The 17,890-nt window shown below is 55.2% G+C and carries 11 protein-coding genes and 1 pseudogene; 2 read left to right on the forward strand and 10 right to left on the reverse strand.

Features of this window, described 5'->3' with window-relative positions; all coding sequences use genetic code 11:
• Nucleotides 1-431: 431 nt before the first annotated feature.
• The 10 genes and pseudogenes from AB9K35_RS11605 to AB9K35_RS11650 form a co-directional block, all read right to left on the reverse strand.
• Nucleotides 432-1,547, reverse strand: coding sequence for an AAA family ATPase (locus tag AB9K35_RS11605; RefSeq protein WP_369926238.1), 1,116 nt, complete (start codon nt 1,545-1,547; stop codon nt 432-434).
• A gap of 524 nt (nt 1,548-2,071) precedes the next feature.
• A complete protein-coding gene (locus AB9K35_RS11610; protein WP_369926258.1) occupies nt 2,072-3,385 on the reverse strand; it encodes a hypothetical protein in 1,314 nt (437 codons plus the stop codon).
• A gap of 129 nt (nt 3,386-3,514) precedes the next feature.
• A pseudogene (locus AB9K35_RS11615) lies at nt 3,515-4,015 on the reverse strand (TniQ family protein); the annotation flags it as partial.
• Nucleotides 3,967-4,893, reverse strand: a complete 927-nt coding sequence (locus tag AB9K35_RS11620) for a TniB family NTP-binding protein (protein ID WP_369926240.1) — start codon at nt 4,891-4,893, stop codon at nt 3,967-3,969. The pseudogene AB9K35_RS11615 and the gene AB9K35_RS11620, both read right to left, overlap by 49 nt.
• Nucleotides 4,894-4,896: 3 nt before the next feature.
• The gene (locus tag AB9K35_RS11625) at nt 4,897-7,032 is read right to left on the reverse strand and encodes a hypothetical protein (protein WP_369926242.1); all 2,136 of its coding nucleotides are present in this window, start codon (nt 7,030-7,032) and stop codon (nt 4,897-4,899) included.
• Nucleotides 7,029-7,709, reverse strand: a complete 681-nt coding sequence (locus AB9K35_RS11630) for a hypothetical protein (RefSeq protein WP_369926244.1) — start codon at nt 7,707-7,709, stop codon at nt 7,029-7,031. Before AB9K35_RS11630 ends, AB9K35_RS11625 begins: the two co-directional genes overlap by 4 nt.
• 1,387 nt (nt 7,710-9,096) lie before the next feature.
• Nucleotides 9,097-10,512 (reverse strand): hypothetical protein, encoded by a 1,416-nt coding sequence (locus tag AB9K35_RS11635; RefSeq protein WP_369926246.1) that lies wholly within the window; start codon nt 10,510-10,512, stop codon nt 9,097-9,099.
• A 353-nt stretch (nt 10,513-10,865) separates the two neighbouring features.
• Nucleotides 10,866-11,864, reverse strand: a complete 999-nt coding sequence (locus AB9K35_RS11640) for an SIR2 family protein (protein ID WP_369926248.1) — start codon at nt 11,862-11,864, stop codon at nt 10,866-10,868.
• A 7-nt stretch (nt 11,865-11,871) separates the two neighbouring features.
• Entirely contained in the window at nt 11,872-12,378 is a 507-nt protein-coding gene (locus AB9K35_RS11645) for a hypothetical protein (protein ID WP_369926249.1), read from the reverse strand.
• A 612-nt stretch (nt 12,379-12,990) separates the two neighbouring features.
• The gene (locus AB9K35_RS11650; protein WP_369926251.1) at nt 12,991-13,941 is read right to left on the reverse strand and encodes a hypothetical protein; all 951 of its coding nucleotides are present in this window, start codon (nt 13,939-13,941) and stop codon (nt 12,991-12,993) included.
• 505 nt (nt 13,942-14,446) lie between these two features.
• Between AB9K35_RS11650 and AB9K35_RS11655 the strand changes: the two genes are divergently transcribed.
• Together AB9K35_RS11655 and AB9K35_RS11660 are read left to right on the forward strand one after the other, a co-directional pair.
• The gene (locus AB9K35_RS11655; RefSeq protein ID WP_369926253.1) at nt 14,447-15,754 is read left to right on the forward strand and encodes an SIR2 family protein; all 1,308 of its coding nucleotides are present in this window, start codon (nt 14,447-14,449) and stop codon (nt 15,752-15,754) included.
• Nucleotides 15,741-17,519, forward strand: a complete 1,779-nt coding sequence (locus tag AB9K35_RS11660; protein ID WP_369926255.1) for an ATP-binding protein — start codon at nt 15,741-15,743, stop codon at nt 17,517-17,519. The genes AB9K35_RS11655 and AB9K35_RS11660 overlap by 14 nt, the downstream gene beginning before the upstream one ends.
• Nucleotides 17,520-17,890 lie beyond the last annotated feature (371 nt).

Raw genomic sequence — 17,890 nt, forward strand, 5'->3', positions numbered from 1 at the left:
GGTCGGCAAACCAAACCTTAGCCGAAGAACAACTATGGCCGCCAAGCGGCTCGCGCGGGCCTCGCTTCGCTACGCGAAGGCTCAGCTCAGCCCGCGCTACCGGCGGAAATTACACCAACCGTTGGGACACTGCTCACTGACTAGCTGCCCATCATGCAACTCAATCCGAGTTTGCTAACTCAGACATTGAGGCTCCAGACCTGAGAGGCTGCTTCGCCCGCTCTGCCGACCTTTGACAACCTATGAATCTTGCAGGCACCGCGAATGGTCAGTCTGTTGAAGATGCACTGTGGTGCGGCTTGGCACAATGAATGGCTGGTAAGGGCTGCTTGTTAAACTTTGCCACGACCACTTTATATAGCATAGCTGCCTTCTAGGTTCACCCTCACATGCTTTGCCGCCGATTGTCCCTGTCTATACACAACCAAAATCTAGTGATGAGTTGCCCGGCTCTCTAGAGCCACAGCTCGGTGCAACATGCGGATGACATTGCGAAGGCTCAAAGAATGCCCTTGTTCATTCATAGAATGTTCGATTACCCGTTCAATTGCGTCTAACGAAGCTTCTGACAACTCCATTTGCGCAGCTTGGCGGCAAGCAAATCCTCGCAGCTGCTTACAAGTGAGTGCTTGCAACTCGATAACAGTGCACCGGTTGACCAAAGGCTCTGGCACACGCGAAGCATCGTTCGCAGTCAGAACCCATGAAATGTGAGACATGTCGAACTTGGTCCGGTAGTAAGGGCATTCCCAGGCAACGGCCGTCGCGGGTTCCAGAAAGCTTAGCAAGGAATCCGAAAAGGCATGATGCCTCCCCCTATCTGAAGTACCTGACTGGGCTTTACAGATTTCATCGACGACGATCAGAGGATTGCCAACGCGGTGCTGGAGGATGGTTTCAAGCGGTCTACCAGGCTGTGCTGAAGACCAGCCCCTTTCCGTTCCTGCGACACTAAAGCCAACGCCTCCTAAACTGGCATCGATCTCGCATCTCGGAATGCCGAACAGTTCGGATAGCCTTCTCGCCCACACCGACTTACCAATTCCCGGTGGTCCACTCAGCAAAAGTGGCGGCAATCGGATTGCATCTTTGGAACTGGCATTTTGCCGCAATGCCCCCCAAGCCTCATTGGTTGCAGACGCCATCCATGGCATTTCTTCATGTAAGGCTGCCGCAGTTTCGTCCACCCAATGCTCATCTTTCGGCTCGACCAAGCGACCCTCATTCATAAGCGGGCGCAGTCGCCGGATTTCCTCACCCGACAGATGCCCAAGGCCAGAGGCTTCAGTTCTACGTTGGAGGATCCTCTGAACCCGTTTCTTGATACGCAGCTTGTCGTCCCAAGTTAGCGCGACCCCATCGGACAGTTCGGTGGCAACTTTTTCGAAATCATCTTCGCCAAGTTCGACCGAGTGTTCGTCATCACCGATCAGTTCCTTGGCAAGCCGGGTCTTGCGCAGGTTTTTCAGGTATTCAGTCAGCCGACGCGTGAGAGCATCTTTTTCCCCATTGGGGTCAGCAGCGAGTAGGAGTCTGATAGTCTTCACAGCGGTTTCCTCATCTATCCAGTGAGACAAACCGACCGAAAACTGTGCGTGAAAAAGGTACAGAAGCAGCCAACGGTCGGCCCGAAGAAGGGCAGATCAGAAGAACCGTATGAGAAAGGTTTGCTGCGTTGAGGTCATAGAATGAAACAGCACGAAAAGAAGAAACGCGTCAATACCCTCGTGCCACAGGCTGAGAAGACGGAAAGCGCCTGAAGGAAACTTCAGACGCTTTCACAACCCTATGAAAACAAGGATTATTCGAACCTTGGGCGGCAATGACCTTGCTTTTGGGCGAAAAAATCGCCGATTTGGGTCTCAATTGCTTGGTGCATCATGTGAAAACCAACAACAGTTTGCAACTGCCCAGATACGAAGCAAATGAAATCAATTATTTAGACAGGGCCGCCTCCGGAAACGTGCGCGCACTTTGCAACTAAGACCAGCATTAGTTTGCAACCAAAGCTCCCGAGAAATAAAAAAAGCCGCGCAGAAGCGCGGCTTTCATTCTCAACTGTCGGAGTTTGTTAGGGCGAAGCAGCGAGGGCCGGCCGCCGCTCATAGAGGTAAACGCCGATCTCCTTCGGGTCCTGAACCGGATTGACGCCCGCGGCCGCCAGATTTCGCCGCACCACCTGATGGTGGCTTCCGGCACGCCGGATCAGATCACCGAGAGTCACATAGCGCTGCTTGAATCGATCCACTTCCGCCTGTTCAATGCGAACCTTAATTGGTCCCGGAAGCCGGTCCTCCACCCATTCCATCAGCGGTGAATTGCCTTTGAGCCCCAACAGTCGGTCCAAGGCAGTCAGCGAAACACCGATCTGCTCCGCTGCGGCTTTCTTCGTCAAGGCCAAGTGCTCGATCTTGCGTGGAAGGGCCAATCGGACCTCCGAAGGATCCACGAGCAACGCAAGATATCCCGCAGTGCCATCGACCATCTCCACCCTGCTCAATCCTCCCTCGAGCATCGCCCGGACTATATCTCCAGAATATCTTTTCGCTTCTTGCGCGGCCGTAGGGATCGGCACAAACTCTGCTGTCGCTTGGGGAACCACTACGGCGCTGCTGGCGAGGCGCGCGAGAAAGCGATCTGCATCGCGAGCATCCACTCCTCGCAAGACCTGAGTGAAAACGCGATGTCCGTTATCCATGGGCCTCAAGAAACCTTCTCGAAGCAAGATATCCACCTGAGGTCGCGTAGCATTCATGCGAGCTGGGAGCTTTGCCACAGGGATGGCCCTTTGGAGTTCTCCTGCCAACTCTTCTGCATCCTGGGCATCACATGTGTCCATGCCGGTCATGCGCTCGGGGTCCGTTGACGCAATCAGCCCCTTCGAGACAAGCGCACGATGAACGGTCTTTGGGTGGAGACCATATTTCACCGCCAAGGAATGCGCGTGATGGCGTCGGGTATTGACGACCTTGTCGCCAAGCAGATCCACGCCCGGGGTCACGGCCATATTCTCAAGGATGAACTCCCGCAGGATTGCCCGAATTGGTCCGGGATCCCGGCCCGACTTGTTGAACTGCAGCCACTCGTAGAAAAATCCGAAAACGGTGTGCGGTCCGACCTTTCCGTGACGCAGATCGAGCCCTCGAAGCACATCCAGGAAGACAGCGCGAATTTCCCCTTCACCAGCTGCGGTGACGGCAAAGCCCAGCCGCCCTGCCCTATCCCAGTCCCGATCAGTAAACGCGCCCAGTTTTTGCCCCGCCCCCCAGCCCGCGAGGACACCCACCATTTCTGTAGCGCGGTAAGCTTGCTCAATGGGCTGGCAATCGAGCCACGGCGCCGATCCGCCCTGACCACGCAAACGAGAGATTACGTAATCTTGCAATGGTGACGTCGGTCGGAGCTCAGACACATCAGCAAGACGACGAAGTTCCCCTCCCCGTGGGGCCTGCGCATGCAAGTCGCGTATTTGGTCAGACCAAGCTGTTTTTTCTGCAAACTGGAGGGCGCAGCCGTGAACGCCGCAGGTCCTTACCGCCTTGAAAAGCCAAGCCCATCGCCCCACCCGATGGCCGTGCCCACGCTGGTCGTCCGCCAGCAGACACTGAGGACAGTAGGTTGTTCGGGTCCCGGCCAAGAAGCCGGCCGAGAACTGGTGGCCGCGAAACCCATACTGTCGGGAGTGCAAGCGTTCAGGCTGGTGAGCGCTCAGGGAGGCACGATCGATTCCGGTTGCTACTGAAAGGGCCGACATCGCTGATCGCCTGCCTGCGAGAAAATCCGGCAGTGGAACCTGCAAGTCATTAAGGAACTCCGGGAGTTTGAGACCAACATGGTGGCGCGCATTGCGTATTGCCCAGGAGACAGTGCTCTCACCCCGCTCCAACGGCAATTTCGGAACGAGGGCACTTTTGGCCGGCCCTCCCGGCAAGAAGCTTTTCTGCCGAGGCTGTTCACCCTCCCACCTCACGAAGCGTAGTTTCCGGTTGCAAACACGTTGTCCTCGAGCGGACATCCTGCTTGCATGAACCAGTAATCAACGAAGTCCTGCCGTGTGAGCTCGGAACGACCTGACCGGAGTGCGGTTTCTATCGCGCCGATTGCGATCTCGATAGCCATCCCGAACTGCTCTCGAGCGGCAGATATGAGGCGTTGGACAAGTTCTGGATCGCACTCGGCCTCCAGACCGACGCGGTTCGCATAGGTGGTGACCAAATTCGCCAGCCCATCGCCATCGCTCGCGACCGAAATTGGCCGCAAGCGGACCTTCGCGAACCGCCGGGATGCCTGCTCATCCAGCTTCAAGAGTTCAGCGACTGGCTCAGTCCCGCTTAAAACCACTACGATGGCCTGCGGCCCTTGCATCAGGGACTTCAGGGTTTTGAGCAGGTCTTCCTTTTCTCTGGCGTTCCCAGAATTGTATATATCGTGGGCCTCGTCGATCCAAAGCACCATTATCCCGAGCATGCTGAGACGGTGTTTGACCATATCCCAGATAGCCCAACGCTCCCTCCTTTCCGAAACCTGCCGATAGCCAAGTGCATTGAGTATCTCGAGCCCGACGCTTTTAAGAGTCGCGGGGCTCGGAACGGTCACATGAAGGCATTTGGTGGAACCAATATCTCCACCAAAGTTCAGACCGGTTTCCCCGGAAAGAATATGACGGACGAGTGAAGTTTTGCCGCTTCCTGGCTCTCCAACAACCGCGAGGCCACGCGTTTCTCGGATGTTGGGCAGAAAACGTGGCGACAGGCCGCAACCCTCACCCGTTAACAACCGACCAAAGGCCGCTCGCGCTCCTTCATCACGAGGGGTTTCGACGTGGACTGCTGAAAGCTGTTGAATGGCATGATCGATGTCCTCAACCTCGACGGCATTCTTTTGTTGGCTCATCGGTCAGAACCTCCACTTATTTTGGGGAGTTTTCGGCGGAACCTGCCCCTTCAGCATTGTGTCGTGCGGCGCATCCTCAGGGCCTTCCTGAAGGTCGACAGGGATTCCATATCCTCCGTCGGCTTTTGCGGAATCTTGTTTCCCTCCTGCCAAAAAACCAATTCCTAAACTTTGCTCGAACCGCGCAACTCCATCCGCTGTCCAACGCTCTGAAAGGATGCCTGCGCGCTGGCCCGCTACAGCATTCATGCGATCGATTTCCTCGAAAGCTGCAGCAATTATGCCTTTGGCAAGCTCCCGGGCGTTGGGATCCCCCCGCCGGATCAAGTTCCTACACAGGGTCCAATCGCGCGCGGTCCTCCCTTGAAACTCGGGCAAGACGGCTTTCACGGGCACCCACTCACTGTTCAGCGATACCTCGATTGTGCCAATCTCGTCGGGCAACCATCGGATATGAAGTTCTCGCGATCTATTGCGGCGGAAGTAGTCTTGAAGAACCTCGTTATTGTAAGCGACCCCCAAAACCAAAACGCCAGCCTTCGTAACCTTGCGGTTAAGCGGCACGCCGAACGCTATGCGCCGAGTGCGGCTATCTGGGCTCGGACGAACCCCATAAATGCTTGATAGGCGGTTCCAGCACTCGAGGGGCGTCTCGCCTTGGAGCCCTTCGTGGGGCGTATTGTGGTATACATCGACGACCCAGCGCACCAGCATGGTCGCGAAGTCTTCCACGGTATTTACGGCTCTTGCCTCAGAAGGATAGTCACCCCGCTCGACCACGTCCGAGAACGTTCGCCCCGACAGCCTGCTCACCAAATTCAATGACGTAGTTCCGAACAAGCGTTCGATCGTCCCCCTGAGCTGAGGCAACCCGGCAGGCGCGCGCATTACGTCGATCCCCAGACTATGCGCAGCGGCAATGAAACGATGGCTCTTGAAGAGGCTACCATTGTCGGTCACCAGAAGATCAAGATGTCCGCACGTTAGCCAAGGAGACATGGCTCCGACCGCGTCCGCATGCCTCCCTTTATCCACCAATGTCATGTGGAGGCAGTCGAGCGCAGCTGAAGTCCCCTCACTCTTTGAAAGAGTTAGCCCAACCAAACACTTGGTAGTGCAACAGATTGCTGCAATCAGGTGCCACCGCTTTTTTCCACCATCGAGTTCCATCTCTCTGACAAGTTCAGGAGCAAGTTTCTCAAGCATACTGGTGGATTTGGCGATAGTCATGAGGTCGACGGTCCAACCGTCCATTTCCACGCGCTCGAGTGGCCGGCCGAGTCGCAGTCCCGTGCCGACTGGGAAAAACTCTTTTCTCGCTGCATCCTCGCCTTTTCTATGCAAGGCAACTTCGAACGGGGAGAACGAATTGATGCGACTTAGAATAGTATTCCTGGCGGGGACAGGGATCTGATGCAGGCCCTTTTTCAGACGACGCGCGTTCTCTTCAGAGAACCTTGTCTTGGTGTCTTCTATGATGGATTTCTTTGTAGGTGAATCGGGATGGAGATACTTCAGGACGCATGTCTGAAGTAAAGCCTCGGTCTCCGCGCAGAGCCGACTACCTTTGCATCCGGACTTCCATCTACCGTCGACAAGGCCCACTAAGCCATCTTCACGATAGGACTTATACCACGACCAGATACTGAAAGGACTTACTTCAGAAACGGTTTCCGTGGTCCCCCCACCGTATTTCTTCCTACTCAGGTTATGCTCTCTGACGAAAGCCTTGAACTCCTTTTTTGCACGCGCTTCGATTTTGGAAAGCCGCTTTCCGATTGATTCATATGTCAGAAGAACCTTGCCCTTCCTATAGAATCTTTCGACGGACAAACAGTATGCAAGACGCACTCCAAACAAAGTGCGGTGCAATTGGGAAAGAGCTGAAAGATCAAATTGTGCGTTCAATTGCTTTAGCCGTCCGAGTTTCGCCGAAAAATGATCCCGCTCTACTCGGATGTTTCCGCTGGCTGCGTGCGCTGTAAGATCGCGATAGGTGAACAGCTGTGAAAGCCCCTTTCCGTCCGCAGAACTGAGGAGGTAGCCCTCTGAAGTTGCCGAAGAAACTTTGAACTCAACCTGCCCGATCGTCACCCGATCGAACTGACCAAAGTAAACTTTTCCTTCAGCAACCGTCATTGAGCCACCCCCCGTTTGACCAAAGCATCCGGGGAAATCAGTTCATGCCGAACGCTTTTCAACTCGCCCAACAACAGCAATCTGACCAGCGCCCGAAAGCCACGGGAATTAAGCTTGGTTTGCGCTGTCAGAACCGCCAGAGAAACGCATCCAAGCAGATCCGCCGCGACCTTCCGCGCCTTGGCATCAGCAAAATCATCTGCCCCCCGAACATTGCGAAGGAACCTCGCGTTACGAACTGTGACGTCGTCCAAACCCTCTTCGGTCAAGACGCGAACTTCATCTACAAGTCCCGATCGCACTGCGCTCCGGGCAATCAGTCGAACGTCCGATTGGAACTTTTCTGTCCTTGCCCTATGGGATGGCTTCACGACCATCGCTACTCTGCGGCCTGAGCGCATGTTAGCGACAAAATCGAAGTAATGGGTGCGCTGCTGGGTTCCATCGTTCCACTCCACGCGCACCTGCTCCTTTAAGCCGGCGACATCTGGATCGACGTCCAGAACTGTTGCCCATTTTAACTCGAGGTCAGACTCAACGAACAGGCCACGCCGTTGGGCGCCATGGCCGACAATAATCTGGCCGTTCGCATGGCCCCGAGAGGACAAGGGGAGTTGCCGCTCCGCGAGGGACGCGGCGGGCAGGTTCAGACTGCCTGGTTGGATCGGTTTTCTCACAAGTTCGCTTTCGACATGGGAGAGCGTTCGCCGCACGTGTGGTGCGACGTTCACTCTTGTTTGGTTTGGTTTGCCGAGGGAACTTGTGTGCGGCAGTGCAAGATGGCACATAGCACTTACGAGAGAGTCGCCCTCGGCGGTTCGGAGAGCGCGTGGACTGTTGCAGCAGTTCACGCGTTTTTTTTGTGCCTTTCATTTTGGGTGGCAGCGGAGCTTGAAATCCCAGAAGCCATCGAGTTTGGCAAGTTCCTCTACTGACGAGACTTTATCCCCCTTGACAGGCGCTGGGACCCCGGGGCCCGAATCATTTCTCTGCGCCAATACCGAATATTTCCCACCATCAGAGGAGGTTAAGCCAAATCCATGAATTCGTTAGAAATTTCGCTTGGGAATATTCCGGTGTCCGTTCGTCCGAACGTTCCCGGAAATTCTTGGAATAATCTGCAGATTTTTTTTCCGTAAACTGAGAAAAGCTCTTCCTCAGACTCGAAAACGACGACTTACCCACTCCCCCAGTAACTTTTTGTTTCAGTCTTTCGCCGTTTTCGCACCTCTACCTCCTGCAAGCTTCCGGCATGAAGTCGGGGCGATTCGCGCTATTGGTGACCAAGTGCCCCACACGGTCTACTGCGAGCCTTGATATCGATCGCGAAGTTGCACTGGGGTCCTATCACCCCGGACCGGCCCACTTGTAACCGCAGTCCGTGCTCGACTGTTGGGAGCCGCCCGCACCAAACCAATGATTTCCTCTGAGGATCACTTGACCCCACTTCTTTCTGGAGCGGCAATCCGCCTCATCAAAGTCATCAGGAGACAATACAAATAGACATCAAATACCCCCACATCGCTGTGCAGCTGTCGGGAGAGGACGGGAACGCCTTTGCGATCTTGGCGCGCTGCGCGAGGGCCGGACGCGATGCTGGCTTGAAGAGGGATGAACTTACTGAATTTAGGAGAGAAGCCACTTCGGCCGACTATGACCACCTCCTCGCTACGGCACTTCGATGGTTTGATTGCTTTTAGGGCCTCCCCTCTCCCGTGATGGATGAAACACGCGGCAGCTGTATCCTCGATAAAAAGCCGCCCTACCGCCTTACCCACCATTGTGAGATCGTCGAAACGGGCGACGAAAGCTGGCGCTTCAGGACCAAGGAATAAACGAACTCCCGCTGGCCCGATACGGCTGCGCTGTGTGGTGGCTACACCACATCGGGCCAGCTACCCGAGGGCACAGCAGGGGGTCATTTTTGGACGCCGATAGAGGGTCAAGATTGCGTGCCGATTGACGCTTCGACCTCCTATCCTTCAACCGTGCCGACTGATGAACCGAACGGAATCGGCCCATTGCTGCCGCTCCACCACCTCGGCAATGCTGCGATGTGGTCCCTCAGACCGGACTTTCACCCCACCAAGGAACCGCTGCTGTGGCGAGCTTTCCATAGTCAAATGATGATTTAGTTCCCTTGGATCGTTTTTTGATGCTCAAAACGCCGCCGAACTCCGAGCCATAATACTTCTCGGAGCCCCAATCGCTGACAGCTTCAAATATATCGCAGTATTCGTGCTGCCTGAGCAAGTTCTCGAAATCAAAATAGCCGACCATGGCCACCGGGATGCGATCACTGGCTGGAATTCCTAATGCATTCGCTTTTTCATGGGCTGATTGAAACAGTTTACCGATGAAAGCATTTCCCAGTATTGTCCAAGGATCATATTGCAGCACAACGCCTGCCATGTTCATAGCTGATGCGCTGTAGAGCTCATGGTGTGTTCGCCAGATCTGAACGATGCCTTTGACAATATCGCTAAATGCATCGGCACAGTCCTCGAACGGGTTCGGGGATGTTAACACTTTTTGCGGAATTCGCCGAATTTTGCATTCAATAATGATACCTGTTGAAGTTGAATTGTCTACGACAAGAATATCCGCACTCATACCGTATGAGGTTTTCCGTTCAGGCTCGACAGATCTGGACGCGCCGATATAATGTTTGACCATTTTCAAGCAGAGACATTCAAATGCTTCCCCAGACCGTCGTCTCGCATCGGGATCGGATACGATATCATAGTAAAGCCCGTCCGTAATACGAAGCATGAGATTGGATCGCGAAGGAACAAAATAAGCTCGTCCTTTGGAATCGGACACTTCAAAGATGGGCCTTTCTTTTGTCACACTACGAAGAAAATCGCGTGGGATGTCAGGATTGCCGGTGTTCCTTACCCACTCATAATGTCCTTCGAGCGTATTACCTATGATCTGCCGCACTTGATGCAATTGCATATTTGTAGTTCCAAGCGGTGAAAGATATCCGGCATGTATCGCGGGGTGTTCTGCGCTACCAACATAGATCCCAAAGCTGACTTTCAGGAATATTTCCAAATCAATTCCGTATTTCGCGGAAAAGGCAGCCTTACCTTCATCTGTTGCATACACATGCCAAGCGCGCCCAACACGAAGCATATTCGACGTGCCAAGCTGCCAATCATATTGCGGCCAGAACAAGCGAGGCATCGCGGCCAAGACACCGTTCGGCGAGTAATCCATGACGCTCTCCGCGTTGGACAAAGATGTATATACGTTGAGCAGCTTGGCTACACCACTCCACGATCTTAGATTAAGGCGTTTGACGTCTTTCTTCGCGGGCCCGAGAAAAAGTTTTTCGCGAAGAGTGGCGTCGATCGACCAAGGCGGCACGAAAAATTTGCCACCAATTTGATGATCAGCTGGGCCGCCTGGCATCTGAAGGCGACGACGCGCCGCTTCCTCGGAACCGTCTCGCATCGCTTCAATTGCCCAGCTCATAACCACAAGATCCTCAGCTGGGACAGGCCGCAGAAGATCATGGAGCCTCCGTTCCCAGTAAGAACGTTTCTCGCTTGAAAACCTTCCCAAAATGCTTCCCTTATCAAATTACATTTCCCAGCCGCCATTCACCTGGTTGATGCGCGACATCGATCTTTGTTCCTTGGCGCCAAATCCAGCTGTCGTGAACGTCAACTGTGCTCGCTATGAAGTCAATATTCACTAAAGCAGCGAAGGTCCGGTTCCCCCCGAATGTTGGGCCGAGGAGAACGGCCCAAACCTGCCCTTTGGCGGAACGGAATGCGCCGCGCTGCAGCTTCGCCAAGGCCGCCATTCCAGCCGAAGTCGCGATATCACCAATCCCCGAAGGTCAAAACATCCTCCAGAAGGGTGAGATCTACATCTCCGCCGAACTGCTCTTTCCAAAACGCTTGTCGACGAGTTCGGTTGCCCGCCCCAAGCCACTCAACAACACGAATGTTCTTCCTACCCCTAACCTGTGAAATTAACCTGTTAAGATGCGCATCGTTCCCAGAATAACCAAACATCAAGACCTCCTCACTCTCGTCAATCGCCATTTCTAAAAATTCCCAGTAGATTCTGAGAATGTCAGAAGTTTCGATGATTTTCGGCTTATGCTTGAAATGCGTGAGAACGATGTGTTTTCCCACGCGCTTCGGGCTGCCGGGCTTTCCAACGAGCGATCCAGGAGAAATCTTCCTAATTGTTGATTTCCCTCTGTCAACGAAGACGGGGCAACCGTGGAGGTGAAGATACCAAGCTCCGTGCTTGTTCTTCCGGAAAAGGTTAGTTCGATCAAACTTGGAGTCTACAAATCCATCCAACATGTCTGGGTTTGAGCCGCCGAACAATCCAGCATCACTTAATGCACTCGATAGAAGCCCATCATAATTTAGGGTTGCAACATGAGTTTGATTTGCTCGGATATGATCTACGAGAGGCTGCAAGAAATCGCTTGGGAGGCCGCACCTCTGGCCAATTTTCTCCCCGCTTGAATGTTTGGCTACGAACATGCCTCTTGCTACGAGAAACGCAAATCTCCGGACGGCATCGGGAAATTTCCTTCCTTGTTCAGATAGCCAATGGCCGGCACCAGTGTCGCGAACACCAAGCAAAACTTCACAAGCACCCACGGTGTCTTGCAAGGTCGCAAGTTGCTCCTCAGAGGTTGGCCGCTCTGTTCCGCTGGGAAGGCATGTTGAAATTAGTCCTTTCTGCTCATCATCAAGATCGCCGTTTTCCCAAACGTCAGACATTACAGACGTTAGGTTATAAGCGTCCGCTGAAATTGACATCCCAAGTCCGTTTCCAAAAATGAAGGTCTTACGCATCCGCAGCCTAAGTGCTTTTCGCTAAACCAATTACCGTTCGGGCGACGTTATGTATCGCCTGAGGGATCGTGTTGTTTACCGCTGAATAAGTTTTGCCATCGACTGCATCAAACATTTTGTAGTCATAATTGGGCGCGGTCTTCCGGAATGCCTGCTGCATCAAGTACACGCCAACACTCGCCCTTGCACGGTCCAGTTTTGGGTTTTGCGCGGCCCAAACATTGAACACAGAGAACCCAGAAGAAGCTTCGATGGCAAATTGTGGTGACACCACGATCACCAGCTCACCGTCACACAGCTTTACTCTTCCCTTTTTGTCAAAGTCAGTCAGTCCACGCTTTTTACCATACTTTGACATAAACATATCGTAAGCGGCCTTGTTGTAACTCTCCTCGCTGGGATTACTGGTGCCTCCCAAGATGAAACGAATTTCATCATCAGTCGCACCTCTTATTTTGGCTTTTATCGCCTCACTAAGCAGTCGATAGAAATCGTAGCCACCGGATTGCTGCATCCTCCGGCTGACTTCCCCAATTAACTTCGAGTGATCAATCGAATAATATCGAATGAAAGTGTTTAGACTAAGTGTGAGGATCGGAAAACTTCCTGACATAACGAAAACCTGCTCTCTTTTCTACGCAACGGTAGTCAGCCGCATGTATGCACGCAACTACTTGTTTCGGTCCCGTGCACGATTACCGCGGAGCCGCAGATCTGCTGCGCAGCTTTCCAATCCAAGGGCGGAGTGGATGCTGACGGATCGAGCGGGGGTATAACGCCGACTGGTTCAGAGATAGGTTGAAAGAAGGTTTGGGTGCGGCGGAAAGCTGCAATGTCCGCTTCCGGGGTGGGAGCGGGGTTCGCTCGCGTTTGCAGCGAACCGCCGATTTCCGCCCTTCCTGCCAGGGTGGCGCGATCGGCCCTCTGCGGACATTCGGCAGCAAGGTCAACGCTGCGTTGCAGTTACCCCCGAACGGTCATTCAAGGCATCGAGCAGCATGGTTCGACGGCCCAAGGTCGGCAGAGTGGAGAAAGCTTACCTTCGCCGCGCTCGGCGCATTGTCAGAATAGGCGCGCCAAGGCCCCTCGAGGCGCAGGTCATCGTGCCTCTTTCTAAGTACGACCACTACTTCGGTCGTTTGCCGAGAACCTCCATAAGCGGCGTCTGCATCACGCCGCACTCATCAGAGTTCTCGCCTTCGCGCGTAATGAACAGGGCTACCTCGTCTTCAGTTCGTTCACCAACCGGCACGGCATCACCCGCCCAACCGCACTCCGAACACACAGGCCTCTCCAAGATCACCTCAGGGTTCTTCGGGTCTAAGCCCTCTTCGGGAAACAGGCGGTGGGAATCACAGGCCGGGCATTGGTCCGGGACACCGCGCAGGTGCCGGACGCAGATTGACGCTGCCATACCAATGGCGTGAGATACGGCATTTGTAGCGACTTCGGCATCCATCCACTTCCCAGACTGGGAATGTGTCAGCCAGTTCGCATAGTCCCACGTCTCTTTTAACGTTGTCTTGATTAGACGCCGACGTTCCCGGTTGTCTGCCCCACTAAGAAAGGTGTCAAATATCCTTTCAACCCACGACTTGAAATTCGAGCGTTGGGGAAGATCCTGTTCGGGCCAGTCGTATGCATCCTGTGCAGCGTGCACAAAGGCCAGAAGGTTCTCACGGCACCGGACCCCGATTGCTCGAAACGCCCCCGGGTCATTTGCCTGCGCCAGCGCGGCCTCGCACTCCCTGATAGCGTTCAGGACATCCGTGAATGGTCGCACGCTCTCGACGTCCACCTGCTTCAGGTCGTTGCGAGGTATGCGCAGGCAGAGACCCATGTGAAACGTAATAGCAAGATCCAGGTTCGGGAACTGCTCCTGCGAGTAGAGGTTCGTCGGGTTCGTAATTACCCACCACCGGCCATCGCTTGCGTGTATGTCCCAGACCGCATGTGTATGCCCGATAACAGACTCGGCGTAGACTTTTTGTGCGAACCTGACTTCTGTGCCTTCCGGTGATTGCCCGAGATAGTAGTCGATGACCTCTTGCTTTTCTTCGTCTGTAAATTCCAGCATTCGCATTCTCCGCTATGGGCACATGATACCGCTCTGGATGTCGAGGAGATAGAGGGACAGGCAAAGACGGAATGACTTGCGAGTTCCTTGTGTAGTATGGCTCTGGGCGGTCCTGCCGCGCCGCAGCATACTGCACGCCCAGGTGAGCAGGGGCTGCCCGGCAAAGACGGCCCTAAGCTGCCGTTCGGCATCAGTTGGCGACTTCCAGAAGCTGCCATTCGCCCCCCTTGCGCTAATCAGCCTATCCGTTTCTGACATGAGCAGTAACCTGTAGGCCCACAGTCTCAGGCGGCGGGTGCTGTTAACTACATCACCCTGTGTACTGCGTCCTCCCATTGACAGAGTGATCACGGCGCCAAGCTGCAAACCGGTACATTCAGGTTGAAAAAGCGTAGATTCGAATGCAACTTGGAGTCGATACTATTGCGTCCCGCGCACCGTCTTTAGGTGTTCGTGCCAACAGAGCGAACCTACATTAGGATAACGAGTTTTCACAGGAGTGCCTTTGAGCTACTGGACCAATCAGCCCCCGTCCGCAAGTAACCTACTTTTGTTTCAGTCCGATGGGACGTGGCTGACGTGGGATGATCGCGAGGAAGACGGAAAGACACGCCGGGGAGCAAAAGGACAGGTCGAAGAACGACTGTTGTCGGCGCAGAATGCGACCAACCTAATGGCTCTACTTGGTTCGGGCGCATCCTTTGCGGCGAAGAACGCGGGCGAAAAACAGGCCCCTGGCATGAGCGATCTTTGGGACGATGCCAGACGGAAGGTTGGGGAGGCAAATTTCGACAAGGTTGTAGCCGATGTCTGGGGTACGACCCAGAAGAAGGATATCGAGTCGCTTCTCAGCCTGTGCAAGATGACAGTCGAGTTGCAGGCTGCGCGCGGAGCAGTCGCTGGGCAGGATGCTGTCGACGACCCGAAAGTTGATCTGCCAGCTTTCGTCCAGGAGGCCGAACAGGCGATTCTGGATCGCGTCGATTTCGTCACGGAGAAAACTGACCTCACCTCGCACAAGGAGTTCCTGCGCCGCCTCGCTCGCCGAAGTGCCGAGAAAGCGCGGGTAAAGCTCTTCACGACAAACTACGACCGCTGCTTGGAAGAGGCCGCCGTCGCCCGCAACCTGGCCCTTATAGACGGCTTTTCCCACTCAGCGGTCCAACGGTTCAATCGCGATCACTTCCAGCAAGACATCGTGCGGCGGTCTGCCAGCAGCACGCGCGCAGACTACGTTGACGGCGTTTTCCATCTCTACAAGCTGCACGGGTCGATGGACTGGCGGCGGCGCAAGTCCGACGGCGTAGTGATCCGCCGACTGACTCACGACGAAGACTATGAGCCTGTACTCATTTACCCGCGCTCCTCCAAGTATCAGGAGGCCTTTGCTCCGCCCTACCTCGATATGTTCGCAGCATGGCAGGCGGGTTTGCGAGAGCCGGACACGACATTGATCGTCAGCGGCTTCGGATTTGCCGACGATCACATCAGCGCACCAATCTGGTCCGCGCTCGAGTCCAACCTTTCGATTCGGCTGGTTCTTTGCGATCCGTGTTTCGTGCCAGTTGGCGAGTTGGATGACACCGGACTGCTTGGCGAAGTCCATGCAGTCGACAAGACGAACGAACAGCTCAAAGACTACCAAGCTCGCATTCTTCGGCTCGTGAGGGAGGGCGACAGCCGGATTACCGTCCTGAACGGCCGTTTCAGTGATCTGGCCCTCGCATTACCGGAGATCATGGGCGAGACCGACAGGCAGCGGCTGGAGGCTCGACTTGAGCGCATCCGGGGGCAGGACCATGACGACGGATGACCGCTGGGCACTGATCGACGGGGAGAAACGCCTTGGCACAGTGACCAAGGTCGGTGCATCCGGGATCGAACTGAACCTGCCACAAGCCCTCGCCGCAGCCGGTCGGCGTGGCATCGCGCGTGGCGCCGTGGGCGATTTTGTCTTTATTGACTGCGACCGTGCAGTCATCCTCGGACGAATCGTCGAGGTCCAAATCCCCGACCGCAACCGTCCCTCCCTTGAAAGACAAATCGAACGCGAGCCAAGCGTGGAGCCGGTCGGCAGAGTTCAACTGCTCGCCACGATCCACAAGACGACACAGACCGTCGTCAGAGGCGTACTCGTGTCACCGAGGGTCGGCGACGGTGTTTTCGAGGCGAACGGCCCGGCCCTGTCACATTCGGTCCAGGCCGCGCTTTTCGGCGGGATCGATGTGCAGGATGGAGCATCGCCTATCGCCGTGTCCCTCGGTCAGATAACTGGCATTGATGACGCCGACCTTGCACTGCCACCGGAAAAGCTGTTCGGCCGCCACTGCGGCATATTCGGCGCAACTGGTGGAGGGAAGAGCTGGACTTTGGCCAAGCTCGTCTCCGAAGTCGCTCGTTTGGGCGGAAAGGCCATCGTCTTCGATCCGACGGGCGAGTTTTCGGGCAAGTTGCCAGGCGCGGTCGAGTACGTCTTCACGCGGGCGGAAGATGGTCAAACGCTCGTCAGGTTTCCTTCCGAAGCCATGACTGAGCTGTCTCTATTCGCCCTGTTGCGCCCAACCGGACAAAGCCAGGGGCCCACGATGCGAGAAGCGATCAGAAGCCTCAGATTGGCTCGAGCCTTGGCGACCGACCAGCAGATACAAAGACAGAACAACGCTCAGCGCACGCAGTATTTTGACCAATCATTCGGGACTGTCTGGGTCGAACATGCGGGCACGATCCGCAAGAGTGGTCAGAAGATTGCCGAATTCAACAGAGCTACAGAGCGCTATGCCGCAGCAATTGCCAGCGAAGCATGCAATTTCGACGTCCATCGGTTGACCGATCAGATTGCGAATGAGTGCATCTGGCCGGACGATCGCCACGACAGATCTAAGTTCGGCGGGCCTAACGATTCCACGTTGGCATACTGCAATACTTTGATCGTGCGGATGCGTGGAATGCTGTCGTCTGCCGAGCTTCAATGCCTCTTCGGGAACGAGGGGGAGGACATCTGCAAGCTGCTCGACACTTTCCTGAACGACCCGCAGCAACGGATATGCTTGATCTCGTTCAAGAACGTCAGTTTCAACCACAACGCCCGTGAGCTACTTTTGAATACAATCGGTGAGTATCTCCTCGGTCTCGCCCGTGCGGACCGCTTCCGGGCACAGCCCATCATCTGCTTCCTCGATGAGGCGCATCAGTTCATGGGCCGTTCTGTCGGGGACGAATTCAACAGCGTCTCGCTCGACGCGTTCGGCCTGATCGCCAAGGAGGGCCGGAAGTACGGGGTGACGACAGTAATCGCCACGCAGCGCCCCCGCGACGTTCCACAGGACGTTCTGAGCCAGCTTGGTACGTTGTTCGTCCATCGGCTTACGAACGAGCGAGACCGCGAGACCATCGAGCGGGCTTGCGGTGATCTGGACAGGTCCGCCGCTGCATTTATCCCATCGTTGAGCCAAGGCGAGGCAATTGTCTTGGGGCCAGATCTTCCCGCTCCCCTGCCGATCCATATTACTCCACCCGATAAAACTGCACAGCCAACCTCGCGTGGTCCGGATTACCAGCGGGCCTGGAGGCAACTCTGATTAGGTTTGCCTTGCTCGCGTAGCGAGGGTCGGCCGTCCCCCGCACGCCCGCGCCTGATCACGCAATACGGCCTGAACCCGCCGTTCATCTTTGCCGCAGCGAATGTCGGCTCTCCGCCCTTCCTGCCAGAGTGGCGCGATCGGCCCTGACCTGCCGTTCGTGGACCGTCTTTACGCCGCGGCGCAGCCTTCGCATTGCTGCCATTGGTGCGTCGCGCAGCATTATTACGAGCAGTGTCCCAACGGTTGGTGTAATTTCCGCCGGTAGCGCGGGCTGAGCTGAGCCTTCGCGTAGCGAAGCGAGGCCCGCGCGAGCCGCTTGGCGGCCATAGTTGTTCTTCGGCTAAGGTTTGGTTTGCCGACCTGACCTA

Origin of the sequence: Leisingera sp. XS_AS12, from assembly GCF_041224635.1 — a bacterium.
Lineage (GTDB): Bacteria > Pseudomonadota > Alphaproteobacteria > Rhodobacterales > Rhodobacteraceae > Leisingera.